General features: G+C 42.9%; 12 protein-coding genes. 2 read left to right on the forward strand and 10 right to left on the reverse strand.

Annotated elements, in window-relative coordinates; genetic code table 11:
* Positions 1–7: 7 nt before the first annotated feature.
* Entirely contained in the window at positions 8–1,291 is a 1,284-nt protein-coding gene (tilS, locus tag ACTG7L_RS09665; RefSeq protein ID WP_439328362.1) for a tRNA lysidine(34) synthetase TilS, read from the forward strand.
* Here the strand turns inward: tilS and dnaX are convergent.
* The 10 genes from dnaX to seqA form a co-directional block, all read right to left on the reverse strand.
* Positions 1,288–3,357, reverse strand: coding sequence for a DNA polymerase III subunit gamma/tau (dnaX, locus tag ACTG7L_RS09670; protein ID WP_439328363.1), 2,070 nt, complete (start codon positions 3,355–3,357; stop codon positions 1,288–1,290). The genes tilS and dnaX overlap by 4 nt on opposite strands.
* 72 nt (positions 3,358–3,429) lie before the next feature.
* Positions 3,430–3,972: an adenine phosphoribosyltransferase gene (apt, locus tag ACTG7L_RS09675; RefSeq protein WP_439256742.1), complete on the reverse strand. Its 543-nt coding sequence runs from the start codon at positions 3,970–3,972 to the stop codon at positions 3,430–3,432.
* 105 nt (positions 3,973–4,077) lie between these two features.
* Complete coding sequence (lpxM, locus tag ACTG7L_RS09680) at positions 4,078–5,037, reverse strand: lauroyl-Kdo(2)-lipid IV(A) myristoyltransferase (protein WP_439328364.1); 960 nt, start codon at positions 5,035–5,037, stop codon at positions 4,078–4,080.
* Complete coding sequence (locus tag ACTG7L_RS09685; protein WP_439328365.1) at positions 5,037–5,801, reverse strand: TSUP family transporter; 765 nt, start codon at positions 5,799–5,801, stop codon at positions 5,037–5,039. Before ACTG7L_RS09685 ends, lpxM begins: the two co-directional genes overlap by 1 nt.
* A 15-nt stretch (positions 5,802–5,816) precedes the next feature.
* Positions 5,817–6,680, reverse strand: coding sequence for a penicillin-insensitive murein endopeptidase (gene mepA, locus ACTG7L_RS09690; protein ID WP_439328366.1), 864 nt, complete (start codon positions 6,678–6,680; stop codon positions 5,817–5,819).
* 26 nt (positions 6,681–6,706) lie between these two features.
* Positions 6,707–7,009: a nucleotidyltransferase family protein gene (locus ACTG7L_RS09695; RefSeq protein ID WP_439328367.1), complete on the reverse strand. Its 303-nt coding sequence runs from the start codon at positions 7,007–7,009 to the stop codon at positions 6,707–6,709.
* Between the two features lie 32 nt (positions 7,010–7,041).
* A complete protein-coding gene (gene aroC, locus ACTG7L_RS09700) occupies positions 7,042–8,124 on the reverse strand; it encodes a chorismate synthase (RefSeq protein ID WP_439328368.1) in 1,083 nt (360 codons plus the stop codon).
* A 9-nt stretch (positions 8,125–8,133) separates the two neighbouring features.
* Positions 8,134–11,469 carry a mechanosensitive channel MscK gene (gene mscK, locus ACTG7L_RS09705; protein WP_439328383.1) on the reverse strand — a complete coding sequence of 1,112 codons (3,336 nt, stop codon included), beginning with the start codon at positions 11,467–11,469 and terminating at the stop codon, positions 8,134–8,136.
* A 9-nt stretch (positions 11,470–11,478) separates the two neighbouring features.
* Positions 11,479–12,843, reverse strand: a complete 1,365-nt coding sequence (menE, locus tag ACTG7L_RS09710) for an o-succinylbenzoate--CoA ligase (protein WP_439328369.1) — start codon at positions 12,841–12,843, stop codon at positions 11,479–11,481.
* Between the two features lie 22 nt (positions 12,844–12,865).
* Positions 12,866–13,531, reverse strand: coding sequence for a replication initiation negative regulator SeqA (gene seqA / locus ACTG7L_RS09715; RefSeq protein WP_439328370.1), 666 nt, complete (start codon positions 13,529–13,531; stop codon positions 12,866–12,868).
* Between the two features lie 94 nt (positions 13,532–13,625).
* Here seqA and ACTG7L_RS09720 point away from each other — a divergent pair, with 94 nt between their 5' ends.
* Positions 13,626–14,411, forward strand: coding sequence for an alpha/beta fold hydrolase (locus tag ACTG7L_RS09720; RefSeq protein WP_439328371.1), 786 nt, complete (start codon positions 13,626–13,628; stop codon positions 14,409–14,411).
* Positions 14,412–14,465: the final 54 nt, after the last annotated feature.

The raw sequence follows: 14,465 nt of genomic DNA on the forward strand, positions 1-14,465 counted from the left end.
TTAAAACATGAGCTTGTTTACCGAATTTCAATCTCAACTGCAACACACTCACTATCTGATCGCCTTAAGTGGTGGATTGGATTCCACGGCGCTACTCTCTCTCATGGCAAAAGCCCGAGAAAAAAAACCGCACTTACAATTACGTGCGGTGCATATTCATCATGGATTACATCCTCAAGCGGATCACTGGGTCAGCCATTGTGAGCAACTTTGCCAGCGATTCGCCATTCCCTTACTGGTGCAAAAAGTGCAAGTGGATCAGGCCAATGGTCTTGAACAAGGCGCAAGAGAGGCACGCTATCAAGCCATTGCGGACAGTCGATTGCCCAATGAAATCGTGGTTACCGCCCATCATTTACAAGATCAAGCCGAAACTTTTTTTCTTGCCCTAAAACGAGGGAGTGGCGTGCAAGGATTGGGCGCCATGCAACCCTATGCGGCGCTAAATGGCATGCCGATTTTTCGACCGTTGCTGACCTCTTCACGTCAACAGCTAGAACATTATGTGCAGGCGGAAAAATTAACTTGGGTGGAGGACGATAGCAATGCGGATCTGCATTATGATCGTAATTTTTTACGTCATCAGGTGTTGCCGACACTGCGGCAACGTTGGCCACATTTCGATCAAATGGTCGCCCGTTCAGCACAACATTGCGCAGAACAACAACAGCTTATTCATCAATTATTAGCCGAGGATTTTCAACGCCATTTCGATCCCCATCAAGGAACATTGTCGCTCCTACAATGGTCGGAGTATTCTGCTCTCAAACAAAATGCGTTGTTAAGAATGTGGCTTGCGGCGTTAAACCACCCTATGCCGTCAGTGGTTCAACTGGCACATATTAAAAAAGAGGTAATTGCGGCCCGAACTGATGCCATGCCACGTTATGTGCTAGGTAACAAGGTTATTCGCCGTTATCAACAACGGCTTTACCTCACGGATCACTTGGCAGATATCAGCCATTTTCAACAGCCACTTTCTCCCGAACTGCGGTTGAAATTACCCGATAATCTTGGCACACTGTGGTTAGAAAAAAATCCCGACTTTTTCACCGCAGTTTGGCAACAGGCAAACCAATTACATCATCTGGATCTGCCTTTCACAGCGCAACCGATTTGGGTAAAATTTGCCTATTCTGGCTCGGTACAATTAGTCGGTCAGAAAATGCGCCGTGACATCAAAAAGATTTGGCAACAATTCAACGTTCCTGTATGGCAACGCCAACGGATTCCGTTGATTTTTTATGGAGATAAATTACAAGGCGCCGTGGGGCTATTCCGTGCCGATTAAACGGGACGAATGGTATCCATGTCCAGTTTTGCCTCAAAGTGTTTTTGTAACAATTGAATACCGTTATCTGCCAGTAAATTCTGTGTTGTTTGCGCGATGAGTTCTTGATGAATCTGTTGATAATGCTCCAATGGCGTCAACGTGGCGGGATCATCATGGAGGGTAATCCGTAATTGTAAGGGGTGATGAAAGAAGTCGGATAAGCGTTGGGTCAGCGCCGCAATGGAATTTTCACGTTGTAAATGAGATTGATTTGAACGTAGCCCAAGGTGAACTTCCTGTTCATTTTGCACCAACAAGACGGAATTAATGGCTAATTGCTTGGCCATTTTTATATCATCTAAGCCTAATTGTTCAATAATGTGAAACCATGGATCCCGCTCAATCCCAATTTTCACCATTTTTTGTCTTAATTCAGGGCTTTTCTGCTCTAAAATCAGCTTTTTAATATCAGAAGGGCGCATGGACTCCGCTTGATTCGCCAATTCGGGATTCATCCATTCCCAACGATAATCCTCCGCATTCAGTTCAGTGGCATTGTCATCATGCTCAGTAGGATTTTCGCTGGCCATATCCAACTCGCTACTGAGCTCAGGTTTCACAGTTTCAGACGGCGCTACGTCAGCAAGTTTTGCTAATCGATCCATAAGATCAGGTTGTGTTTTTTTGCTTGGACGAGATGAAATTACCGGTAATTCAAGGGGTTGAACCGAATCAGGACGAGCGTTACTCGCTTTACTTAGCGGCGACTTTTTTTTTTCGTTATCCGTTTGTTGGTTCAAGGTCGCACGTAATTTTTGCAACTGATCCACTGCACTTAATGCCTGATTGCCCTCGGCATGAATGGACTTCTGCAACGGTTCTTTCGGTGAATGTTGAACAGCATGTTGTGCAGGATAATTGGCTTTAATATTTTGTGAGACCACAGGCATATCAACCAAATTTTCCGTCGCATTTGATGTCGGCACGGTTTGTACCGCAGCGGCTTGGCTGAATTTGGGGTGAAACGCCAAAGCACGCAGTAAGGTCATTTCTGCGCCAATGCGACGATTGGGCGCAAAGGCTAGCTCTTTTCTGCCCATGACAATCATTTGATAAAATAACTGCACATCTTCAGGCGACATATGTTGGGCAAGAAATGTGATAGGGCTGTTTTCTTGCACATTGACGGGCAGCAACTGCTGCATGGCAATTTGATGTAATTTCTCGCCCACTTCAAGCAAAAGCTGATCCCAATCCACACCCTTTTCAGCCACCGACTGCACGACCCCCATCAATTTCTCGCCATTACCTTGTTGCAGTGCATACAAAATCTCAATCGGTTGGTTATCATCCAATAAGCCCAACATTTTGTTGACAATATCGGTACGAATATCGCCATTCGACATGGCAATAGCCTGATCGGTCAGACTCAAACTATCACGAATACTGCCTTGAGCCGATTTTGCAAGGCGATCAAGTGCGGTCAATTCATAGGGAATTTTTTCTGCGTCTAAAATATGGGCTAAATGTTGGCTAATTTGTTGCTGATCTAATGCTTTTAAATGAAACTGCATGCAACGGGATAAAATCGTGATCGGCAATTTTTGCGGATCGGTGGTGGCCAACAGGAATTTGACATATTCAGGCGGTTCTTCCAAGGTTTTGAGTAAGGCATTGAAAGAATGACGTGACAGCATATGCACTTCATCAATCAAATACACCTTGTAACGGCCTTGCACCGGTTTATACTGAACGTTATCCAATAATTCTCGGGTATCTTCAACTTTGGTACGTGAGGCGGCGTCGATCTCAATCAGATCAATAAAATTGCCCTGTTCAATGGCTTTGCAATGTTCACATTCACCGCAGGGTTCGGCGGTCACGCCATGAATACAATTTAAGCCTTTGGCAAATAAGCGAGCAATAGAGGTCTTGCCAACACCTCGAGTACCCGAAAAAAGATAAGCATGGTGTAGGCGATTTTCTTTCAAGCCATTAGAAAGTGCGGTCAAAATATGCGTTTGGCCGACAACTTCACGAAAGGTTTTTGGTCGCCATTTACGGGCGAGAACTTGATAACTCACGTCTTATCCTTTTTTTATTTTACTTTCGCTATCCCCTCTCCCTCTGGGAGAGGGCTAGGGTGAGGGTAACCATTAATGTCCTGCAAAGTCTACCAGAGTAAAGGGTTCTACGCCCAATTTACGTAAACGTTCTTCGCCACCTAATTCTGGTAAACTGATCACAAAGGCCGCATGTTTAACTTCACCGCCTAAACGCTGAACCAATTTCACGCAAGCCTCGAGCGTGCCACCTGTGGCTAATAAATCATCAATGATTAACACCTTATCACCCGCTTGAATCGAATCCGAATGGATTTCTAAGGTATCTTCACCATATTCTAATTGGTAATTTTGTGAAATCACGGCACGGGGTAATTTGCCTGGTTTACGCACTAAAATAAAAGGTAAACCTAACGCAATGGCAACCGGTGCACCAAAAATAAAACCACGTGACTCAGTACCAATAATTTTGGTAATACCCACATCTTTAAATTGTGCAGCCATGAGATTAACGGTTGCGCTAAAGGCCTCTGGCACTTCCGTTAAACTGGTGATGTCACGGAAAATAATTCCCGCTTTCGGATAATTAGGAATGGATTTAATCGAAGATTTAATAAGCTGTAATTGTTCGTTCATTTTGTCGCCCAAAGTGCGGTCAGAATGTTGACCTTTTATAAAAATTAACGCTGTGAATGTAAAGAAATTTGGCTTAAATTGCAAGCGTTATAGTAAAAATATTTGTTAATTTGAATAAATATCTTCGCCGTTTTTACGGGTACGGAATAATTGCAAAATCCACGCATATTGCTCGGGCGTTTGCCCCACAAAATATTCAATGATTTCATTCATGGCTCGAGCCGATTGTACGGGATCATCGGTTAATGTCATCGGCGCTAAAATTTCCATTTGGTATTTACCTGCCTCGGCGTTATAGCGAGGGAACATTGGAATCACCACCGCCTTGGCTAATTTCGCCATTTTATTTAAACCCGGTAAGGTGGCCTTATAGGTGGCGAAAAAATCCACAAACTCACTGGCCTCTGCACCAAAATCTTCATCCGGTAAGTAATAGCCCATATTCCCGTTCTTCACCATAGATAAAAAAGGTTTAATCCCATTTTGACGGGTGTGCATTTTGCCACCAAAGCGTACTCTTGTTCTCGTCCAAAGCCAATCAATCAACAAATTACGATGTGGATTAAACATCGATGTCATTGGCATGCCATGGGTGTGTAAAATAATCCCCGAGGCATCAATGGACCAACTGTGTGGCACCAATAAAATAATATTATGGCCGTTGGCTTTAGCTTGTTGAATATGTTCAATGCCTAAAAACTCACTGCGTTGTTGCAAATGTTTTTTAGAACGCACGGCGATTTCACCAATCCCTAACATCACTTGCCCCAGTGTGATAAACATCTCATCAATCACTTTTTCACGTTGTTGTTCGGTCCAATCGGGGAAACAAAGGGCTAAATTTAATCTGGCACGATGGCGTTGTTTTTTGGCTTTTTGCCCCGCAATTAAGCCAATTTTGCCAGCGAGTTTATCCCGCCAACGATAAGGGATAAAGGCCAATATAATTAACAATACAATACCAAGCCAAATGCCCCAATATTGCGGTTTTAAATACTGCCATGAAAAATGTGGCTCATAACCCACTCTGGCCGTTTCACGTATCTTATTTTCTGGATCTTGCATTAATTAAACCAACCTTGATCATAGGCCATTTTGGCGGTCATCATAAAAGACATAATAACGACCATAGGACGAATTAATTTTTTGCCTTTAGTTAACACCATTCTTGCGCCTAAATTCGCCCCGATAAATTGTCCGCACATCATGACTAAACCCACCGTCCATATCACATGCCCACCAAGTAAAAAGAAAATCAGCGAGGCAATATTTGACGTACAGTTTAACACTTTCGCATGGGCGGTAGCTTTCGATAAATTAAAGCCCAGTAAGGTCACAAAGGCCAAGCTCAATAAGGATCCGGCCCCCGGTCCAAAAAAACCATCATAGAAACCAATCCCGAAACCCGCAGTAAACGCAAAACCCGCAAAAGAGAAACGCTGATGGCGATCTTCTTCGCCCAAGGTGGGAGTGAATAAAAAATACAGCCCCATGGCTAACACTAAAAAGGGAATCACCTTTTTAATAAACGAACTGTCAATATGCTGAATTAACACCGTGCCAATCACCGCACCGATAAAGGTCATCAAAATCAGCAACCAAATCTGGCGTAAATTCACGGCATTACGACGAACAAAGTACAAACTGGCCGAAAACGAACCGCCACAGGCCTGTAATTTATTGGTACCTAATGCCAATACGGGCGGGATACCTGCCATTAACAAGGCTGGAATAGCGATCAATCCGCCACCGCCCGCAATGGCATCAATAAATCCAGCGACCAAGGCCACGGCAAATAATAAACTGAGGATTTCTAGGCTAATTTCCACCGCACTTTCCTCTGCTTATTCCAACCATTCACTGCGTTTAGGTGAATTTAACACCTGCTGACATAAAAAGGGTTCAGGTGGTGTCACTTTAGCTTTTGCGGTTGTACCTGTTGATGGCTTTTTCGGTTCAAACCAAGAATACAATTCATCACCACAACCATCACCCGCTGGTACCGGCGCTTGATTTTCACAATAGGCTGCACCTTGCGGACAAGCTAAACGTACGTGAAAATGGCTATCATGACCATACCAAGGACGAATTTTATGTAACCAACTGCGATCGGCTTTTTCCGTTTGGCAAAGTTTCACTTTAATGGCAGGATTCACAAAAATACGGGTCACTTGATTATCCTGTGCGGCTAATTTAATTAAATTAAAGTGGTTCTGATTCCAAACACGTTCATCCACCACTTGGGCAGCACGATTTACCACTAACAAACCTTTACCATCCGAATTTAAGGCCTCTTGATCCGACATAGCGCCCATGCGCAACCAAATATCCGCATCCAAGCCCATTTGATGGCTAGCGTGACCCGTTAAGAAACGCCCGCCACCGGGCATGGCAATATCGCCCACTAACATGGTCGGCAACCCCGCTTTTTTGACTCGTTGACCTAAGCGTTGTAAGTAACTAATCATATCAGGGTGACCATAATAACGGTTTTTATTGATACGAATCACCTGATACCCCTCCCCTCTTGCGGGTAAGGCTTTTGCCCCGATAATACAGCCGTTGGCATAAGAACCAATCGGTTGAGCTTGCCCATTTTCACTGGGAATCGGGCGTTTCACTCGTTGCCATTCGGCTGGTGAGGCCAAAACGGTGGTGGATATGCCCAAAAGTGCGGTTAAAATGAATGCTGTTTTTTTCAATGTCATGTTAAAAAATTCCCGATAAATAAAAATTAAATCCCCGTTTGTAGGATTTCATACTGTTGTAAAATAATCTGTTTAAAATTCTCACTGCAACTGGCCCAGTCGATCACATCCACAAAAATCGGTAAATCGGATTCACTAAAGGCCTCCTCAATATCCGCTTGCTGACGAATGGACATCGGCTGTTGGGTAATCACGGCTAAATCCAAATCGGAATATTTTTTTGCCGTGCCTTTGATTCGGGAACCAAACACCCACACAGGCAAATCTGGCACGAATTTCACCAAAATAGCTTTGACAATATTGAGATTTTCTTCGCTTAAGTCAATCATTAATATACCTTCACTCTTTTATTGATATCGTTTTATCGACACTGTGCCTTAAACCGCAATAAATGATCTAACAACACAATGGCCATCATGGCTTCCGCAATCGGTACCGCTCGAATACCCACACAAGGATCATGACGCCCTTTGGTGATCAAGTCAACCGCTTGATTATGAATATCCACCGTACGACCTGAAATCGTAATACTTGAGGTCGGTTTTAACGCAATGGTGGCAATAATCGGTTGGCCATTGCTAATTCCGCCTAAAATGCCCCCCGCATGGTTGGATAAAAAGCCCTCGGGTGTCATTTCATCACGGTGTTCGGTGCCTTTCTGATTCACGACGGCAAAACCATCACCGATTTCCACCGCTTTTACCGCATTAATGCTCATTAAGGCATGGGCGAGATCTGCATCTAAACGATCAAAGACCGGTTCGCCAAGGCCAACAGGCACATGTTCCGCTACTACGGTTAATTTAGCCCCGATAGAATTGCCCTCTTTTTTTAAATTGCGGATCAATTCATCGAATTTTTCCACCGCACTTGGGTCAGGGCTAAAAAATGGATTGGAATTCACCTGTTGCCAGTCAATTTGGCTAATATCCGCCACCGTTTGCGGATCGATTTGTACATCCCCAATTTGAGATAAATACCCCCGCACGTCAATACCAAACTGCTCCCGCAAATATTTTTTAGCAATGGCGCCTGCTGCCACTCGCATGGCGGTTTCACGCGCAGAAGAACGGCCACCGCCACGATAATCCCGAATGCCGTATTTTTGTTGATAGGTAAAATCGGCATGACCGGGGCGGAATTGATGTTTAATCTCACCATAATCCTGCGAACGTTGATCGGCATTCTTAATGATTAAACCAATGCTCGTGCCTGTGGTTTTACCCTCAAAGACGCCCGATAAAATCTGCACTTCATCATCTTCACGACGTGGCGTGGTATAACGAGATGTACCCGGTTTGCGACGATCCAAGTCGGGTTGAATATCCGCTTCAGTTAACGCCATATTCGGCGGCACGCCGTCAACAATACAACCTAAAGCAATGCCATGGGATTCGCCAAAGGTGGTGACTTTAAATAATTGTCCGATTGAATTTCCTGCCATGATAAATCCTTATGCTAATTTTTCTGAATGCACTTTAATTTCTTGATCTGTTTGCGTGTTTTTAATGTACACGTCTAACTGATTAAAGGCAATCTCAATATTATGTTCAGTAAATAATTGATTAATTCGACTATTTAAGAAATCTTGGGTCGGCGTACGATCACCGATTTTATCCACATACACACGCAATTCATGATCTAAAGTACTGTCGCCAAAATTCAAGAAATAGGCTTTTGGTGCCGGTTCTTTCAAGATACGATCACTTTCAGAGGCGGCTTGTAATAATAAACGTTTCACCAATTCCAAATCGGAGCCGTAAGCCACGCCCACTTGAATCACCACCCTTGTACTGGTATTGCTCAATGCCCAGTTCGTTAACCGACTGGTGATAAAGGCTTTATTTGGCATAATCACTTCTTTACCATCAAAATCTACAATTGTCGTGGCGCGGATACGAATTTTGGAAACCGTACCACTAAAACCATCAATGGTCACCACATCCCCAATACGAACGGGACGTTCAAATAAGATAATGATACCCGACACGAAATTCGCAAAGATTTCTTGCATACCAAAACCAAGCCCCACCGATAAGGCTGCAAATAGCCATTGTAATTTCGACCACGACATCCCCAACATACCAAAGGAAAGTGCCGCCCCCAACGCAATAATAATATAGGTTAACAAGGTGGTAATGGTGTAAGGCGTGCCTTGCGATAATTTTATATTTGAGAAAATTAAGACTTCTAACAGCCCACTCAGGTTACGAATAATAATATAGGTCACAAATAACACAATGACGGCAATCAATAAATTCAGCAACGTGATAGATTCCATCACGGTGCCTGCCTCTGTGGTGACACTTTGTTGCCACAAGGTGACGCCGTTGAGATAGTAGGCCACGGTGACTAAATCAGACCACACAATATACATCAAGCCAAATAATCCTACCCACAAGGAAAAATCAATTAAACGTAACACTTGATCTTTTACTTGGCTCACGGCTAACACATCATCTTGCTGCGGTACATCAATAATAAATTCTTCTTTACTCTTATCGCCACTATTATTGTCTGCCAGTTGTTTTGCCATGGCTTGCTCACGTTTTTCTTTTAAACGCCGAGCGGCCAAGCGACGTGCAGACACTTCTAAGCCACGATAAATCAAACTACGCACAATCAACCAAGTAGTTAGCGCCATGTAAGAAGAAATTAAATGCTCAATCAACACTAATGAGGTGTAATAATACCCCAACCCAATCAAAATAATTAGAGAGATTGGCGCAAGCAAGGAGAAAAACCGCAAAAACCGCAGCAAATAGATTTTCATGCTTTGCTGGTGCGTTAAGGTATGTTGGTAAGAACTGATCGCCAAACGCATCTCAGGGCCGATCAACAACAACAGGATAATCAACACGGAAATCGTCATGATTTCACCGAGGATATCGTAAGCAACACCGCCCTCTAAATTCGTGAAAATGGAGGTATTTAATAATAATGCCACTACCCACATGGAGCGTTTTAGAATACGTCGGAAATTTTCAGAACTTTGTTTTGGCATTTTAAAATGGGTATGCGCAATGCCATTTGGGCGTAATAATGCCAACATAAAGGCAAAATACAACCAATAGCCCGCCATTTTTAAGCCCCATGTCCACGCCTCAGTGGGATCTTGCAAACAGAAATAGGTCACCAAAATAAACAGGATTAAAAATACAAAAGTGCTTGGCAAACACAAAATTAAGGTCCAAAACACCGCACTTGGCGTGTTCCATTGATTATCGCTACCTAAGGTTTTTAATTTATTATTAATTTCGGTAATTTTCTGCTTAATCTTGTTTTTTTGACGCAAAATCGCTAACGTACACAACAATAATATCGCCACTAAAAAACTCGCTGACCACACATTATCTCGCCAGTTGGAAAAGTCAAAACGTTTAGCAATATCACGAGATTGGAATTTAAGATAAGTGGGTAAATTCTTGAAAAAATCCAGATCAATCGACGCATTACTTTTCACCCAGAAACTTTGTTGTTTGAGTTTATCTTGCAATGTATCACTGATGGTTTGCACTTGTTGCTGATTTAATTCAATATTGATAGATAAATTTAATTGGTTATTTAACTGTTTCAATACGTCCGAAATCACCTTACTACGTTCTTCAATAATGGTTTTCAGACGTGTCCGCTCTTTATCGGTAAAGGTAATTTTTTCTTCTTTCGCCAAGTTATCAATATAGCTGTCAACGTTATTCATGCGATCACGAAATTCGCTAATATCAAAAATTCTCACCCGTAAATCGGCAATCTTTTTGGATAAGCCAGAAATCATCTCATCTTTAGGCAACGATTGACGTTGTTTATTAATCACACGAGAAAGAATCAAGGTGCCTTGCAACGAACTAATCTGTTCATCAATATTCCGTTGGGTTTGTTGTAAATTATCTAAAATGCTTTTTATACGTAAGTGATCTTGCGACAAAGCATTAAGCTGCGTGGTCTGCGCCAATAATTCCTCACTGACTCGAGCATTAAATTCGAGTTCACGGACAATCACAGGATTATCGGTGGTATTACTATTTTTTTGTGCCGTCGCTTGTTCTAATTGATTTTGGCTCTCTTGCAGATTTTTTGTATTAATTGCCGTTTGCAATTCCACCAATTCGGCTTGTAATTGCTGTTGCATTAAGGTTTTTTCTTCTAACTGACTGGTGTACAAACTGGTTAAGGATTCATTGCCACTGAGCTGAATTTGTTTGTAATTGTTACTGGCCAGTAAATAATCTAATTCTACCGTCAATCTTGCTCGTCTGGTGCTTGAGGTACTGGCTGATGCAAGGGCGTCATTAATGGCTTGAATACGTGCGGAATTTTCCGTCAAGGTCGCTTGTGTCCGTTCAGGCACACTTTTTTGGCTCGACAAACTCGCATTCAACGTAGTTAAATCCGCTTGAATTTGTTGCAAATTCTGATTAATTTCATCTACATGGGTTTTCATCTGATCCACAGATAAATTCGCCAAGGATTTTTGGATCTGTTCCGCACTCCGCGCTTTTGATTTCAGATGACGAATATTTTGCTGGCTATGTTGTAACGCCTCAGTGGAATCTTGAATTTGCTTGGTTAAATTCTCATTATCCTGTTTCTGCTTATCTAATTGCGTCAGTAATGCCAAGGTTTCTTCTAAATTCTTAATATCCGCTTGGTTATCTTCCGCTTGATTGTCTTTTTGCAGACTGGCTAATTGGGTTTGAATCTCTTTCGCCGTGGGTAAATTCGCCGACGCAGGCAAGCTCAGGGTGAATAATATGGCGAAAAAAAGGTGGCTCAACGCCTTGTAAAACATACTCATAAATTACGCTCTGATTAAATCGGCCAATGCCTGTTTAAGGCTAGCCCGTGAAATTTTAATATTACCTTGCGATTTCACCGTTAACGGAAAATAACGCACTGGCTGTTTAAATCGTTCAATTTTATCTTGTAACCAATCTTGCAGATTTTGCACCGCAGTTTGACAAAAATCCTGTTGAAATGTCACCATTGCCACAGGACGTTGACCAAATTCTTGATCTGCCACAGGGAGGACAAAAACCTGTTCTACACTGGGATGTTGTTGAATAATTTGCTCAATTTCTTCTGGCTGAATATTTTCACCACCGGAAATAAATTGATTATCCAAGCGTCCTAAAATATGCAACTGTTCACCGTCCCAAACGGCTTTGTCTTTGGTGGCTAACCAGCCTTGTGAATTGGTCACTGGCTGAAGATGACCTTGTTGCCAATAGCCTAAAGCCAATCCTGCGCCTTTGAGCCAAATTTCATCTTTGACGATCTGAAATTCACGCCCCAATAAAGGTTGCCCCACGCCCGATTGTCCATCACAACGTTTGGCAAAAACCGTCGAGGCCATTTCTGTCATGCCATAACCCGCATAGGTTTGGATGCCAAGTGCGGTTAATTTTTGGGTCATTTCGAGGGGAATATTTGCGCCCCCTAATAAAATCGCTTGCGTTTGCACCGCACTTTTCGGCTTTGTGGCCACATAATCAAGTAACCGTAATGCCTGTGTTGGCACCAACGATACATGACTAGCTTGCAAAACATCTGCATAAAAATCCGCACTCGGCACATGCAATTCCGCCCCTTGCGCTAACCAACGCCACACTATGCCTTGACCTGACACATGATACAAGGGTAACGACAGTAACCAAGATTTGTCTGACGTAAAGGCCATTAAAGCACAGACACCCGCCGCATTGGCTAAATGAGCTTGTACATTATGCACTATCGCTTTTGGTTGCCCTGTTGAACCCGAGGTTAAAGTTAACGTCAATCCCTCATGGCGTTCAACCCGATCTGCCATAGGCGATATGGCCATTGGTTTTTCTGTATGGGTACAATCAATCCAATATTGCATTTGATGGGTCACACAAAGTTGATGTATTTTTTCACGAGGAAAAGCGGGATTTATGCCCAAAACCCGCATATTACCTTGCAATCCCGCTAAATAACAGAGCAATAATTCAAGGCTATTTTTCCCCGACAAGGCCACGCCACTGCCTGCGGTTAATCCTAATGCTGTTAACCAAGCCAATTTGGCTGAAATCTGCTGCGCCAGTTCAAGCCAACTAAAAGCAACGCCCTGCGAATGATCTCGCAAGGCGATTTGGGCTTGTTTCTGCGGCTGATTCGCATAAATTTGCCAAGGCAATAGTTGCATAACGATAATCTTGCCTGAATGCTTAATCGGCCACAAAAGCATTTTTCACGTAGTCAATGGTTTTCTCATCAAAGCCCATTTCACGCATCACGCCCTCAAGCATAATCATTTTTCGTCCACTGTTATTATTGGTAATTACCCAATGTGGACTGTTTGGAATTTGTTTTGGTTTGGTGTGATTACCCGCCGCCAATAAGGTTTGTTCATTTTGTGCAAAATAGACTCGGGTACGACCTTGTACATTTTCGCTCCGAATGGCAGCGGAAAAATCCGCTGGATTCGATTGATACAACCCACTTAAAATCGTTAAAAAACGCACCACCGCTTTGGTTTCTTGCTTAAATTCAGGTCTGTCCAATAAAGCGATTAACGCATTACTATCCCCTTGTTTTACCTCTGTTGGCGCTGTTTGAACGGGCGGTTCTGGCGTATTCTCTGGTTCGCCAACACTCACGTCAACTTCAGACGGGGTCGACGGAATATCTTCCTCAGATGACGACGCTTGCGGTAAGGCGGTCTGTTCGGTTTCCGCTTCCGCTTTTTCCGATAAATCCAACGCCACCGAGCTAATACTTAAACAAGGCAAAGCTAATAAACGGCGTAAAATATCCGACGCACTTTCGCCAATAGACTGCGTATGGCTGGCAATATATTGATAGAGTTCTTCATCTACTTCAATTATTTTCATTTATTCTGCTCTCAAAACTTGATTAACAATCCATTTTTTCGCATTATACCTACTTCTGATCAAATTCTCTATGTAAAAAACGATTAAAAAAGCCATGTCAGCTCAACAATTACTCAATTATCAATTTAGCGCCTGTCAACAGGATCAGGCGAAAACTATTGTCTTTATTCACGGCCTTTTTGGTGACATGAATAACCTCGGGATTATCGCCCGTGCATTCAGTGAAAAATACCACATTTTACGCCTTGATTTACGTAATCACGGCCAGAGTTTCCATTCTGACGAAATGAACTACGATCTGATGGCACAAGATGTGATTGCGGTGTTAAACCATCTCCAACTCAATCAGGTGATTTTAGTGGGTCATTCCATGGGCGGCAAAACCGCCATGCGAGTGGCACATTTACGCCCTGACTTACTCGACAAATTAATTGTGATTGATATTGCCCCCGTGCGTTATCAGCACAACTGGCATAATGATGTGTTTATGGGGCTGTTGGCAGTGAAACAAGCCAAGGTTGACAACCGACAACAGGCCAAACCGCTGTTAGCTGAACATATCAAAGAGGAAAGCATTCAACAATTTATGTTGAAATCTTTCGATTCTCAGGCCCCTGAAAAATTTCGTTTTAATACCACCGCACTTTATCAACATTATGCGGATATTATGGATTGGCAAGCGCAATCGCCATGCCAGATACCGACACTGTTCATCAAAGGCGGTTTATCGGATTATATTCACCCCGACGACACCCAACGAATTTTAGCCCAATTTCCGCAAGCCACCTCGTTTACCGTCAACGGTGCTGGCCACTGGATCCATGCGGAAAAGCCAGATTTTGTGGTCAGAGCCATTGAACGGTTTCTTCAATCACATTAATCTTAATTTAGGCATTTAAATTATAGGGAATTTATGATATAGTTCCGCCATTAT

The sequence above is a fragment of the Lonepinella sp. BR2357 genome (genome assembly GCF_051851525.1).
Classification (GTDB): domain Bacteria; phylum Pseudomonadota; class Gammaproteobacteria; order Enterobacterales; family Pasteurellaceae; genus Lonepinella.